We start from the raw sequence: 13,262 nt of genomic DNA, 5'->3' as shown, positions 1-13,262 counted from the left end.
AGCGCGCAGTCGGGAAGGATTTGCTCCAGCAGCACGGCGAATGCGTAGGTAACCGGAGGTTTGGTGGCAAGCAGATTGCCGAGCGCCGTCGATGCGCTTAACCGGTCCGACGGTCGTGTTCATGGGCGCCAGGCATGGAGCCGGTTACGATGCGGGGATTTCGCCTTCACGCGTTGGATCCGGCAACGGCGAAATGTCTGTCCGACGGCGACTTGAGCACCCTTGAGGACGCGCCCAACTTCTCGGACATACACGAGTGCGTGCGCGATCTCGCACGTTCAACCAGCGAACTTTATCGCAAGCGGCGGAGCGTCTCACCCTGGCTAGGATATTTTTGCCGTGACGACTCCTATCGCGTTGTAGGAACAGCGGCCTTTGTCGGCCCTCCAGCGGCGGGTGCCGTTGAAATTGCCTACCACACGTTTCCTGAGTTCGAAGGTCGCGGGATCGCTACTGCGATGGCCGAACAATTGCTCGAGATCGCTCGCAAGGCCGACCCCTGTCTGCGCGTCATCGGCTTCACCCGGCCGGAGCAAGACGCGTCGACACGAATCCTCGAACGGATCGGCTTTCATCAAGTGGGCGAGGGCTTGGACGAGGCTTGGCGGTGGGAGTTTTCAAATCCTGACGCTCGGTCCGAATTGCGCTTGGCCCGCCCCCAAAGTGCCGCCGAGCGGCTTAGAGGCAGGCTTCGAGGTACGGCTGGTCGAAGCCGAACTGCTTGGCCTTTTCGAGCGTGTAGGGACGCAGGCCCATGGAGCGGTACTCGCCGATGATCTTTCCATCGGGCGTCTCGTCCAGATACTCGAACTTGAACAGCTCCTGTGTGACGATCACTTCGCCTTCCATGCCGATCACTTCGGTAACGTTCGTCGTGCGGCGTGAACCGTCGCGGAGACGCTTCACCTGGACGATGATGTCGACCGAGTCCGCGATCTGGCGGCTAATCGCCTCCTTCGGGATCTTGATGTCGCCCATCATGACCATGTTTTCCATACGAGCCAGGCATTCGCGCGGGCTGTTGGAGTGGAGCGTGGCCATCGAACCGTCGTGACCCGTATTCATGGCCGCCAGGAGGTCGAAACACTCCTGGCCGCGAATTTCGCCGAGGATGATGCGGTCAGGACGCATACGCAGGGCGTTGATGACGAGGTCGCGGATGGTGATCGCGCCCTGGCCCTCGAGATTCGGCGGGCGGGTTTCGAGCGGCAGCCAGTGCGGCTGCTGCAGACGAAGCTCGGCCGCGTCCTCGATCGTGATCACGCGCTCGCCCGGGTCGATCATCTTCGACAAGGCGTTGAGCATGGTCGTCTTACCGGAGCCGGTACCGCCGGAGATGATCACGTTCATGCGCGATGCGCCGGCGATCTTTAGCACTGTCGCCATCTTCTCCGACATGGAGCCGAAGCCCTTCATCATGTCGAGCGTGATCGGCTTCTCGGAGAACTTACGAATGGAGATGGCCGTGCCGCGAAGCGACAACGGCGGGATGATGACGTTGACGCGGCTGCCGTCTTGGAGACGGGCGTCGGCGAGCGGCGTCGTCTGGTCGACGCGGCGCCCAACCTTGTTCACGATGCGCTGCGCGATCTGGAAGAGGTGCTCTTCGTCGCGGAACTGGATCTGCGCGATCTCAAGCTTGCCCTTGCGCTCGATGAAGGTCTGGTCCGGCCCATTGACCATGATGTCGCTGACGGCTGGGTCGGCGAGCAGCTCCTCGAGCGGCCCGAGGCCCAGAAGCTCGTCGACGAGAACCTTCTCGAGAGCGAACTGCTCGCGGCGGTTGAGGGTGATCTTCAGCTCGGCGAGAACCTCGCTGATGATCGGGCGGAATTCTTCGGCGAGCTCGTCCTTGTTGAGCGTCGCCGCGGCTTCCGGGTCCACGCGCTCCAGAAGGCGAGGGAGGACCTGCTCCTTGATGCGGTGGACCGCAGCCTCGAAGCCCTCGGTCTTGCTGCTGGCGGCCTCGCCGCTGGCGTTCTGGCGGCTGTTGAGGCGATCCATCGCCGCCGACTGAACCTCTTGCGCCTCCGGGTAGCCGCCGCCGTCCACGTCGGACGTCAGATCGGCGACCGGCGGAAACTGTTCTCCGCCTTCAGGTGCGGGGGCGGTGGAGGAGGAAGACCCCCCACCGGAGCCACCCTTCATCGGTTTTGCGACGCCGAAGCTCGGGCGGCCACCGCCGCCGCTGCTCAGATTGCCGCGCTTGCCGAATGCGTTCATTCCGTTCCCGTTTCCTGCGATTCCGCCGAAAGTCAGGAATGGTGAATAGGAGCCAAACTTTTAGAAAAAGCTAACTGCGTTTAGTTTTCCGCGGTTCACGCGGCTCCGGGCGCATCCGGTTGATTGCGACGGAATTATCCGCGCGGAGCCAGCTTCCGGTTTCTGTGAGTTCCGGCAACGAAGCCGGAACGGGCGATTAGGCCCCCGCGCTCTCCGCCAGCACGGTCAGGCCGCGCTCACTGACTTCCGCGAAACCGCCGGTCACGGGAATGCGCTCCGGCTGGGCGCCCTGGGTGCGGTAAACGGCGATGTCGCCGTCGCGAAGCGTCGTCATGTACGGCGCGTGGCCGGCCAGGATGCCGGACTCGCCCTCGGTGCCGGGGACGACGACCATGTAGACGTCATCGGCCATGACCAGGCGGTCGGGGGTGACGAGCTCGAACCTGAGATCGGCCATTACTTCTTACCTTCAATCGCCGCGTCGAACGCGCTTGCGGCTGCTTCGAACTTGTCGCGGCAGCCCGTATTGCAGAAGCCGACGACCTCGCCCTTGTAGAGCGTCAGGCTGTCGGCGCTGACCGGCTCCCCCGACCAGGGACAGACGTCGTTGACGCAGTCCTCAAGGCGAAGCCGGTCGGCCAATTCCGCTTAGGCTTCCTGGGCCAGCTTCTCGGCCTTGGCGACGACTTCGTCGATGCCGCCGACCATGTAGAAGGCCGCTTCCGGAAGGTGGTCGTACTCGCCGTTCACGACCGCCTTGAACGAGCGGACCGTGTCTTCGACCTGCACGAACTTGCCCGGGATGTTGGTGAACACCTCGGCCACGTGGAACGGCTGCGACAGGAAGCGCTGGATCTTGCGGGCGCGGCTGACGACCAGCTTATCCTCTTCGGAAAGCTCGTCCATGCCGAGGATCGCGATGATGTCCTGCAGCGACTTGTACTTCTGCAGCGTCTCCTGGACCGCACGAGCGACTTCATAGTGCTCCTGACCCACGACCGACGGGGTCAGAACGCGGCTGACGGAGTCGAGCGGGTCGACCGCCGGGTAAATGCCCAGCTCGGAGATCGCACGCGACAAAGTGGTCGTGGCGTCCAAGTGGGCGAACGACGTCGCCGGCGCCGGGTCGGTCAAGTCGTCGGCCGGCACGTAGATGGCCTGCACCGAAGTGATCGAACCCTTGTTGGTCGACGTGATGCGCTCCTGAAGAGTGCCCATGTCGGTCGCCAGGGTCGGCTGGTAGCCCACGGCCGAAGGAATACGGCCGAGAAGCGCCGACACTTCCGAGCCCGCCTGCGTGAAGCGGAAGATGTTGTCGACGAAGAACAGGACGTCCTGTCCCTCCTGATCGCGGAAATATTCGGCCTGCGTCAGACCCGAAAGGGCGACGCGGGCGCGTGCTCCCGGCGGCTCGTTCATCTGGCCGAACACCAGCGCCACCTTGGAGCCTTCCGGCGTCGGATTGCCGTCGGCGTCCTTGGCGATAACGCCTGCCTCGAGGAACTCGTGGTAGAGATCGTTACCCTCGCGGGTGCGCTCGCCGACGCCGGCGAACACGGAGACACCGCCGTGGCCCTTCGCAATGTTGTTGATCAGCTCCTGGATGAGCACGGTCTTGCCGACACCTGCGCCGCCGAACAGGCCGATCTTGCCGCCCTTCGCGTAAGGCGCGAGCAGGTCGATGACCTTAATGCCGGTGACCAGAATGCTGGCTTCGGTCGACTGGTCGACGAAGGCCGGTGCGTCCGCGTGAATCGAGGCGCTGAGGTCGCTGCCGATCGGGCCGCGCTCGTCGATCGGCTCGCCGATGACGTTCATGATGCGGCCGAGAGTCTTCGGGCCGACCGGCACGCGGATCTGCGAGCCCGTGGCGCGGACCGTCTGGCCGCGGGTCAGGCCGTCGGTGGAGTCCATCGCGATCGTGCGGACGACGTTTTCGCCAAGGTGCTGAGCAACCTCGAGCACGAGACGGTTGCCCTGGTTCTCGGTCTCGAGAGCGGCGAGGATCGGCGGGAGCTCGCCTTCGAACGCGACGTCGACGACGGCGCCGATGACCTGGGCAACGCGGCCGACAAGGTTGCCGGTCTGCTGCTCGACTGAGGAACCCGAACCGGAAGTCGGCGCGTCGGCCTTCTTGGCTCGGCTGCGGGGCTTGGTCTCGGGAGCGGCGGTTGCCATGTCTGTCTTCCTTGGCTTCGTGTTTCGTTACAGCGCTTCAGCGCCGGAGATGATTTCAACGAGTTCGGTGGTGATCGCGGCCTGGCGCTGGCGATTATACTGAATCGACAGCCGGTTGATCATGTCGCCGGCATTGCGGGTCGCATTGTCCATCGCGGTCATTTGCGAGCCGTAGAAGCCCGCATTGTTTTCCAGCAAAGCGTGGAAAATCTGGATCGCGATGTTCCGCGGCAGGAGGTCGGCGAGGATCTCTTCCTCGTCCGGCTCATACTCGACCGCTGCGAGCGAAGCCGGCGCATTGCCCGCCTCGGAGGTTTCGACCTGCGGCACCGGGATGATCTGCTCGACCGCCGGCTCCTGGAGCAGCGTCGAACGGAAATTCGCGAACGCCAGGTGCACGACGTCGATCTTGTCGGTCGTGTACCGATCGATAAGGTCCTGAGCGATCGCCTGCGCGTCGGCGTAGCTCGGCGTCTTCATCGCGGTCGTGTCGTACTGGCCGACGATCGCCTTCGGGGCGATGCGCTGGATCAGCGGACGGCCCTTGCGGCCGACGATGTAGAACAGGACGGTCTTGCCCTCAGCCACCAACTGCTGCGCCTTCACGCGGACGGCGCGCAGGATGTTCGTGTTGAACGCGCCCGCGAGACCGCGGTCGCTCGTCACCACGACGATCAGGTGCGTGTCGTCCTTGCCCGTGCCGGCCAGGAGAGCCGGGCTCTCCGGGTTACGGGCGACCTTTGCAGCGAGCGAAGACACGACGCTGCCCATGCGGGCAGAGTAGGGACGGCCCGATTCCGCACCCTGCTGCGCACGGCGCAGCTTGGCGGCGGCGACCATCTTCATCGCCTTGGTGATCTTCTGCGTCGACTTCACCGAGCCGATGCGGATCTTGAGGGCCTTAAGGCTCGCCATGTTATGCGAACGTCTTCCCGAACTCGGTCAGCGCTTCCTTGAGCTTGCCGGCCGTGTCGTCGTCGAGCGCCTTGCTGTCGCGGATGCTCTTGAGGATTTCGCCGTGTTCATTGCGCAGGAAGGTCAGCATCGCCGCTTCGTAACGAACCACGTCACGAACCTCCACGCTGTCGAGGAAGCCTTGCGTACCGGCGAAGATCGAGGCGACCTGCTCTTCGACCGGCATCGGACTGTACTGCGGCTGCTTCAGCAGCTCGGTCAGGCGGGCGCCGCGGGCCAGAAGCCTCTGCGTGGCGGCGTCGAGGTCCGAACCGAACTGAGCGAAGGCGGCCATCTCGCGGTATTGCGCGAGCTCCAGCTTGATCGAGCCGGCGACCTTCTTCATCGCCTTGGTCTGCGCGGACGAACCGACGCGGCTGACCGAAAGGCCGACGTTAATCGCCGGACGGATGCCCTGGTAGAACAGGTCGGTCTCGAGGAAGATCTGGCCGTCCGTGATCGAGATGACGTTGGTCGGAATGTAGGCCGACACGTCGCCCGCCTGCGTCTCGATGATCGGCAGAGCCGTGAGCGAGCCGTTGCCGTTGGCGTCGTTCATCTTTGCAGCGCGCTCGAGGAGCCGGCTGTGGAGATAGAAGACGTCGCCCGGATAGGCTTCGCGGCCCGGCGGACGGCGGAGCAGAAGCGACATCTGGCGATACGCGACGGCCTGCTTGGAAAGGTCGTCGTACACGATCACGGCGTGCATGCCGTTGTCGCGGAAGTACTCGCCCATCGCGACGCCCGTGTAGGGCGCGAGATACTGTAGCGGAGCGGGCTCCGAAGCGGTGGCGGCGACGACGATGGAATATTCCATCGCGCCATTCTCTTCGAGCGCGCGGACGATCTGCGCGACGGTCGAGCGCTTCTGGCCGACTGCAACGTAGATGCAATAGAGCTTCTGGCTCTCGTCGCCCGAAGCATTGGCCTGCTTCTGGTTGATGAAGGTGTCGAGAGCGACGGCGGTCTTGCCGGTCTGGCGATCGCCGATGATCAGCTCGCGTTGGCCGCGGCCGATCGGAACCAGGGCGTCGAGCGCCTTGAGGCCGGTCTGCACCGGCTCGTGCACCGACTTCCTGGGGATGATGCCCGGCGCCTTCACTTCGACGCGGCGGCGCTCGGTGAACTCGATAGGGCCCTTACCGTCGATTGGGTTGCCAAGGGCGTCGACGACGCGGCCGAGCAGGCCCTTGCCGATCGGAACGTCGACGATGGTGCCGGTGCGGCGGGCAGTCGAACCTTCGCGGATGGTGGCGTCCGAGCCGAAGATCACGACACCCACGTTGTCGGCTTCGAGGTTCAGCGCCATGCCTTTGATGCCGCCGTCGAACTCGACCATCTCGCCGGCCTGGACGTTGTCGAGGCCGTGGATGCGCGCGATGCCGTCGCCGACGGACAGTACGGTGCCGACTTCCGAGACCTCCGCCTCGGCGTCGAAATTCGCGATCTGGTCGCGGATGACGCGGGAAATTTCAGCGGCGCGGATGTCCATATTCAGCCTTTCATCGCCTCGGCGAGTCTGTTGAGTTTGGTGCGGATGGAGGAGTCGATCATCTGGCTGCCCAGCTTGATGACGATGCCACCCAGGATTTCAGGGTCGATGCGGGTTTCGATCGAAACTTCACGGCCGACGCGCGAACGAAGCTGCAGCTTCAGTGCGGCCAGCTGGTCGTCCTTGAGCGCGTGCGCGGTGACGACTTCCGCTGTGGTTTCGCCGCGATGCTCGGCCGCGATCCGCCGGAAGAGACGGATGACGGGCTGCAGCTGGTTCTTCCGCCCGTTCTTGGCCAGAACGCCCAGGAAGTTGGCCGTGGTCGGATCGAGCGAGAGCTGCTGGCTGACTGCTGCGAACGCCCTGGCGGCTTCCTCGCGGTCGACGAGCGGACTCGCGACCAGCTCGGCAAAGTCGCGCGAATCCACCAGCGTCTGCGAGAGCAGGTCGAGGCTGCGGCTGACCGCATCGATCTGCCGTTCATCGCGTGCGAGGTCGAACAGAGCGGAGGCGTATCGTCCCGCTAAGCTGGCCTGAATGCCGCCGGATGTCTCCACGCGCCAAAAGCTCCCGAACTGGAATGTGCCCCACGAAAAAACAGGGCGATATCAAGGTTTCCCCCGACGCCCCATGTGGGATGCGCGGGGCCCTAGCAGCGGGTCTTTCGTGATGCAAGGCGGTCGTCGGGACTCTGCGGCAGAGGTCCTATCGGCGGCAGGCGTCGAGATCCGCGACAACCGGGAAATGGTCCGAAGCGACGCGATTGTCGTCGAAGTGCCAGGCGAGCACGCCGTAGCGTTCGACCTCGATCTTCGGGTCGACCAGCACGAAGTCTATGCGCATCCTGTCCTTCGGCAAGGGCAGGGCGTTGAAGTCGTTCCACGTCCCGTCCGGTCCGACGGGCGGTGTCCTCGAAACGACCCGGGAATCGCGCAGGCCCAGCTTGGCCGAGGTCAGTTCCTGAAGCGGAGGAGTGTTGGGCTCCGTGTTCATGTCGCCAGTGACGAGGACCGCCTCACCGGGTTGACGGTTGGCCGCCAGCCATCGGGTGATCTGGCGAGCGCCTTCGAGGCGCGCCTGCTGCCCTTCATTGTCCATGTGCGTGTTGAGTGCGAGGAACTTACGGCCGTCGCTCTTGCGGACCAGGTGCGCCCAGGTCGCGACGCGGCTGTACGCGGCGTCCCAGCCCTTCGAGGGAACGTTGGGTGTGGGGGACAGCCAGAAAGTGCCGCTTGTCTTCAGGCTGAAGACATTGCGGTCGAACGCAAGGTTGGCGGATTCGCCCGAAGGTCCCGGCTCCCGGGCAGTGCCGAGGACGCTGTAGTTCGGAAACGCCTTCTCGAGATCCGCCCTCTGGCCTGGCACCACCTCCTGCAGCCCGAGGATCGCGGGACGCATCAGCCCGATCTGACCGATGAATTGGTCGCGCCGGTTGGACCACCGGTTCACCCCATCGGATTCGAGGTCTAGCCGGATGTTGTACGTCATCACACGCATCGGCGGGCAGGTGGCCGGAGCAGGCGAAGAAGCGGCCAGTGCCGCGAGTGCCAAGGTAATCATGCGGATGGTTTAGAGGCGGTGTGTTTGACCGCAAGCCGCGGGAAGCGCTGCATCGCATGCGTCGGTACGAAGGTCTCCAATAAGGAGAACTCGAATGCCGACTTATCGCGTTTCCGGTCTCGATCCTGAGCCTTTCAAACCGCTCTTCGGCCTGTCCGACGAGGAACTGGCGAGCCGCGGTGCGTTCCGGATGACCGTCAGCAGCCCGACCTTTCCGTGCCGCGTGAGCCTGACGGACCGCGCGATCGGCGAGACGGTGCTCCTGCTCAATCACGTCAGCCACGACGTCGCGAACCCGTATCGCGCCAGCCATGCGATCTTCGTCACCGAGGGCGAGGACGAGGCCGCGGAATATGTCGATGAAGTCCCGCCGGTCTTCGAAAAGCGCGTGCTGTCGCTGCGCGGGTTCGACGCCGACGGAATGATGGCCGACGCTGTGCTCACCCAGCCGGGAGAGGCCGACGCCGGTATTCGCAAGCTGTTCGAGAACCCGGACATCGTCAGCATTCACGCTCACAACGCCACGCGCGGCTGCTTCTCAGCCAAGATCGAAAGGGCCTGACCCATGGAAGCGCTTGCACGCACAACTGCCGCGCCTAGATCGAAAACTGTGACCAACGTGTCGCGTCTCGATGCCGATACGGCCTGGGCGGCCTTCATGCGCCGCGACCGCCGCTGGGACGGCCGGGTCATCGGCGCGGTCAAGACGACGGGTATCTACTGCAAGCCCAGCTGCCCGGCGAAGCGCCCCAAGCGCGACAATGTCGAATTCTTCGCCACCGGCGAGGAGGCTCGGGCCGCCGGCTACCGCTCCTGCATGCGGTGCAAGCCGGACGAGGTCGGCCGGGACCGTGAGGCGGTGGCCAAGGCGGTGAAGCTTATCGAAGCAGCCGAAGACGCGCCCAACCTGGCGGAACTCGCGACCGAAGTGTCCTACGCGCCGCACCATTTCCAGCGCATCTTCAAGCGCGACCTCGGCGTCTCGCCCGCGGGATACTGGCGCGGCCTTCGCGCCAAGCGTGCGGCCGATGCCCTGGGGGAGACCGAGCAAGTGACCGAAGCGATCTACGAAGCCGGATACTCCGGTCCCAGCCGCTTTTACGCCGACGCCAAGGAGAGGCTCGGGATGACGCCCTGTGCGTGGCGCGACGGCGGACGCGGGGAGACGATCCGCTGGACCGTGGTCGACAGCATTCTCGGTCCGCTGCTGGTCGCGACGACCTCCAAGGGCATTTGCCGGCTGACCTTCGACGAAGGCGAGGAGGCGCTTGTCCGCCATTTCCCGAACGCGACCCTGGTCCCGGACGACGGCTCGATGGCGAACCTGATCAGCGGTGTCATTGCGGCGATCGACCATCCGCAGGATGCGCCGGAGCTTCCGATCGACGTGCGCGGCACCGCGTTCCAGGAGGCGGTCTGGAGCGAGCTCCGCAAGATCCCGCTCGGCGAGACGCGCAGCTATGCCGACATCGCCGCCGCGGTCGGCCAGCCCAACGCTGTTCGCGCGGTGGGAACTGCCAACGGATCGAACCCGGTGGCCGTGCTCGTGCCCTGCCACCGAGTGATCCGGTCGGACGGATCGCTCGGCGGCTATGCCGGCGGTCTGGACCGCAAGCGCAAGCTGCTCGATGCCGAGAAGGAGACCACGCAGGGAGCGCTCGACCTCTAGGCGTCAGGCGTCCTGGAAGAACTTCTGGGCCGCCTGCCACTTCTCCTTCGCCATCGCCTGGTTGCGGACTTTCAGCTGCTCCAGGACGGCCACGGTCGCGTCGTGCCATTTGCCGCGGTGAGGGCTGTAGGCGAGTGTTGAGATGGCCTGGCTGGCATCGTCGAGGCGGTTGTCCTCGATGAGGCGCCCGACGAGCTCCATGCGCAGCTTCGAATCCTGCGGCGCGAGCGCGACGGCGTAGATTAGGCCATCCACCGCGTTCTTCGTCGGCTTCACCCCTTCGGCGACGAAGCTGCGGTAGAAGAGCACCAGGGGCTCGGCCGCTTCCGGGTCGACCTTGTTCGCCTGCAGGAAGGGTGCGCGGACCGCATTCCAATCCGCGCCCGCTGGGTTCGCCTTGGCCAGAGCCGTGCCGGCACGCCCCTTGGCGATCAGCGCATCAAACGATTGCGGATTCTTTGCCAGCGCCTTGTTCGCTGCGTCGGCCGCTTCCTTCGCATTCCCCGCCGAGAGCTCCAGCTGCGACAGCGTGGTGAGCACGTTGACGTCCTCAGGGCTCTGTGCAGCGATGGCACGAGCCTTCGTGAGGTAATCCCTGGCGCGCACGTCATCTCCGCCGCGCGCGAGGCGGATCTTGGCGTCGATCAGCTGCTCCTCGCCGTTGCTGAGGTCGCGAATCGTGACCGGCGGAACGTTCAGCTTGGAGGCGGGGATCGTCGTCACCGTGAAGACGTCCTTGCGGAAGTAGCGCTCCAGCTCCTTGTCGAGCGCCTTGAGGTCGCCGAACGAATCCTGCGCCGCCTTGAGAGCCGGCACGCCGCTCTGGATCTCGTTGAGATATTTCGTGAGCTGGCCGCGGCGCGACATGTCGAACGAAAGCAGGTGGGTCAGCAGCCAGCCGCGCCCGTAGATGGACTCATATTCGGCGGCCGTGACGTAGAGGTAATCGCCGCTGATCATCTTATCGAGCGGCAGGCCCCAGATCGTATAGAGCGCTTCGGCCCGATAGAGCGGCGGGCGGCCGATCACGACGTTGCCGTCCGGCGTGAATTCCGGGTTTGCGAAGAATTCAGCGAAGCCCTCGCTTAGCCAGGTCGGCAGCGGCCGGTCCGCATCCTGAAGCATCAGGTGGTGCGTATATTCGTGGAAGAAGATGCTCTCGCCGCTGAGACCCCATTTGCTGGTGTCGTGGCGGTCGGGAACGAAGGCGACCGAGCCGTTGGCCTGCGGGAGATAGAAGCCGGCGACGCCGTCGCTCCCTTTGCCCAGGATCTTCTGAACCGCGCCGATGTCTCTCAGCACGAACAGGGTGACGCGCGTCGACTGTCCCGGCTTCACGTCCGGCACGCCACGCGCCTCGCGAACGGCCGAATCGAAGCGCTCCAGCTTTTCGGAGAAGGCCTTCAGCGCCGCCGGATCCTTATCCGCATAGACGATGAAATGCTTGGACTTTGCTTCGTGCCACGCGGCCTGGCCCGGGGTCGCTGCGAACAATGCGGCGGCGCCGGCCAGAAGATACTTCAACATCGACTTCAATCCCCCTCGAAAACGCGACGATTTCAGCTGGTTAGCTGCCGTTCGGAACCTCAGCAAGCACTCGGTCGCCGATTTAATGTGCCTGTGACCCGGTCGCGTCACCTTCGTCCGTTTCGCCCTGCTCAGCGAGCTTCTTCGCACCCGCAGCGTCGCCCGCGTCGATCTTGGTAATCATGTTCCTGGCCATCGACGCCATTCCCCGCCCGTGCGGGTCGTAGGCGATGGGAGCGAGCGTTTCGCGGGCCTTCTTGGCATCCTTGTCCTGCAAGTATCGCACGGCCGAATTGAGCCGAAGCCCGGCGTCCTGCGGAACGAGGTTGGATGCATAGTGCAGCGCCTCGACGGCATTCTTCGTCGGAGCCAGTCCCTCCATCACGAAGCTCTTGTAGAACTCCATCAGCGGCTCGGGATCCTCGGTGTCGAGCTTGTTCGCGCGCAAGAACCAGGTCCGCGCTTCGTCGAACCTCTTGCGGTCTTCGGTCTTGCTCTCCAGCGCGCCGGCGATGATCGCGCGGCCCTTGAAGATCATCGCTTCGATGTTCCTTGGGTCTATCGCGAGGGCGCGATCCGCCGCCGCTTCCGAAGCTTGAGGATGCCCGGAATCGATCTCCGCTTCCGCCAGGGTCACTTCGACCAGCAGGTCATTTGGATAGGCCGCCTCGATCTTGCGCACCTTCACCGCGAGCGGTTCCGCCGTCTTGCCATTGACGCCGCGCTTGGATTCCATTCGGAGCGGGATGACTTCGGCCGCGCCCGCTGAGAGCGCCTGGACGTCGATGGCAACCGGCTTGAAGATATCCGCACCGATGAACAGCGTGAGGATGGTCCGCTGCTTCAGATATTTGTCGAGATCGCGATCGAGCTGCTTGAGATCGCCGAACGCGGTGCGAGCGGCGTCCAGCGCCGGAGTGCCTTTGCCGATCGCGTTGATGTAGGTGTCGAGTTGCCCCTTTCGGGTATCGGAAAAAGCCAGATAGTGGGTCAGCAACCAGCCCTTGCCGTAAATAGACTCGCGCTGGATATCGGTCAGCCGGTCGTAATTGCCCGCGAGCAGCGTCTCGAGCGGCAGGCCTTCGGTGTAGAATAGTCCAACTGCACGGTGATTGGCTGCACGGCCGAGCGCCACGCGACCGTCCTTCTCGAACGTCGCGGTCGACATGAATTCGGCGAAGCCTTCGACCAGCCATTCCGGGACAGGCCGGTCGAGTTCCTGCAGCATCAGGTGGTGCGCATATTCGTGGAAGAACACCACGTCCGCATCCATGTCCGCGAAGCCCGTCGTCTTCGGCACGAAGGCCAGGGGCCCTTCCGCGCGCGGAATGTAGAAACCGGCCACCATGCGGCTCTGATCGTTCGCGAGCCGCTGCACGGCACTGACGGTGCGGGTGACATAGATCGTGACGCGATTGCCGTCTCCGACCGGATAGTCCGGCATCTTGCGCGCGTAGCGGACCGCCTGGTCGAACTTTTCGAGCTTCTCCGCATAGGCGCGAAGGCGCTCAGGCTTGTCGTCGGCGTAGATGATGAAATGCGGACTGCTGGCCTTCTGCCAGGCGGCCGGCGCCGCCGCCGACCAGGCCGACAGGACCAATCCCGCGACCAAGTATTGTACTCGCATGCTGTTCGCTCCCCCTCGAGCCCGAGCGGGAG

At 64.4% G+C, this 13,262-nt stretch carries 13 protein-coding genes; 3 read left to right on the top strand and 10 right to left on the bottom strand.

Translation table 11 applies throughout. The annotated features are described in order from the left end of the window. Positions 1–134: 134 nt before the first annotated feature. Positions 135–776, top strand: a complete 642-nt coding sequence (locus LZ016_RS15675; RefSeq protein ID WP_366512888.1) for a GNAT family N-acetyltransferase — start codon at positions 135–137, stop codon at positions 774–776. Here the strand turns inward: LZ016_RS15675 and LZ016_RS07010 are convergent. The 8 genes from LZ016_RS07010 to LZ016_RS06975 form a co-directional block, all read right to left on the bottom strand. Then, complete coding sequence (locus LZ016_RS07010) at positions 679–2,223, bottom strand: TadA family conjugal transfer-associated ATPase (protein WP_241446684.1); 1,545 nt, start codon at positions 2,221–2,223, stop codon at positions 679–681. The genes LZ016_RS15675 and LZ016_RS07010 overlap by 98 nt on opposite strands. Before the next feature lie 196 nt (positions 2,224–2,419). Continuing rightward, positions 2,420–2,680 carry an ATP synthase F1 subunit epsilon gene (locus tag LZ016_RS07005; protein WP_241446683.1) on the bottom strand — a complete coding sequence of 87 codons (261 nt, stop codon included), beginning with the start codon at positions 2,678–2,680 and terminating at the stop codon, positions 2,420–2,422. Beyond that, positions 2,680–2,865, bottom strand: a complete 186-nt coding sequence (locus LZ016_RS07000; protein ID WP_241446682.1) for a glutathione S-transferase — start codon at positions 2,863–2,865, stop codon at positions 2,680–2,682. The genes LZ016_RS07005 and LZ016_RS07000 overlap by 1 nt, the downstream gene beginning before the upstream one ends. 6 nt (positions 2,866–2,871) lie before the next feature. Beyond that, the gene (gene atpD / locus LZ016_RS06995; RefSeq protein ID WP_241446681.1) at positions 2,872–4,401 is read right to left on the bottom strand and encodes a F0F1 ATP synthase subunit beta; all 1,530 of its coding nucleotides are present in this window, start codon (positions 4,399–4,401) and stop codon (positions 2,872–2,874) included. Positions 4,402–4,428: 27 nt separating this feature from the next. After that, positions 4,429–5,316: a F0F1 ATP synthase subunit gamma gene (locus LZ016_RS06990; RefSeq protein WP_241446680.1), complete on the bottom strand. Its 888-nt coding sequence runs from the start codon at positions 5,314–5,316 to the stop codon at positions 4,429–4,431. Position 5,317: 1 nt separating this feature from the next. After that, the gene (gene atpA / locus LZ016_RS06985; RefSeq protein ID WP_241446679.1) at positions 5,318–6,847 is read right to left on the bottom strand and encodes a F0F1 ATP synthase subunit alpha; all 1,530 of its coding nucleotides are present in this window, start codon (positions 6,845–6,847) and stop codon (positions 5,318–5,320) included. 2 nt (positions 6,848–6,849) lie between these two features. Beyond that, positions 6,850–7,404 (bottom strand): F0F1 ATP synthase subunit delta, encoded by a 555-nt coding sequence (locus LZ016_RS06980; protein ID WP_241446678.1) that lies wholly within the window; start codon positions 7,402–7,404, stop codon positions 6,850–6,852. A gap of 148 nt (positions 7,405–7,552) precedes the next feature. After that, on the bottom strand, positions 7,553–8,407 hold the full coding sequence (locus LZ016_RS06975) for an endonuclease/exonuclease/phosphatase family protein (RefSeq protein WP_241446677.1): 855 nt from the start codon (positions 8,405–8,407) through the stop codon (positions 7,553–7,555). Positions 8,408–8,501: 94 nt separating this feature from the next. On the opposite strand from LZ016_RS06975, the gene LZ016_RS06970 reads away from it, so the two are divergent. Beyond that, the gene (locus tag LZ016_RS06970; RefSeq protein WP_241446676.1) at positions 8,502–8,969 is read left to right on the top strand and encodes a DUF1203 domain-containing protein; all 468 of its coding nucleotides are present in this window, start codon (positions 8,502–8,504) and stop codon (positions 8,967–8,969) included. Between the two features lie 96 nt (positions 8,970–9,065). Then, positions 9,066–10,076, top strand: coding sequence for a bifunctional transcriptional activator/DNA repair enzyme AdaA (locus LZ016_RS06965; RefSeq protein ID WP_241447474.1), 1,011 nt, complete (start codon positions 9,066–9,068; stop codon positions 10,074–10,076). A gap of 3 nt (positions 10,077–10,079) precedes the next feature. Here LZ016_RS06965 and LZ016_RS06960 read toward each other — a convergent pair whose 3' ends face one another. After that, a complete protein-coding gene (locus tag LZ016_RS06960; protein WP_241446675.1) occupies positions 10,080–11,603 on the bottom strand; it encodes a hypothetical protein in 1,524 nt (507 codons plus the stop codon). An 82-nt stretch (positions 11,604–11,685) separates the two neighbouring features. Then, positions 11,686–13,230, bottom strand: coding sequence for a hypothetical protein (locus LZ016_RS06955; RefSeq protein WP_241446674.1), 1,545 nt, complete (start codon positions 13,228–13,230; stop codon positions 11,686–11,688). Between the last annotated feature and the right edge of the window lie 32 nt (positions 13,231–13,262).

Source organism: Sphingomonas telluris, assembly GCF_022568775.1.
In the GTDB taxonomy this organism is placed as follows: domain Bacteria; phylum Pseudomonadota; class Alphaproteobacteria; order Sphingomonadales; family Sphingomonadaceae; genus Sphingomicrobium; species Sphingomicrobium telluris.
Note: the sequence above shows the minus strand (reverse complement) of the source record. Positions and strands in the feature narration are given on the sequence as shown.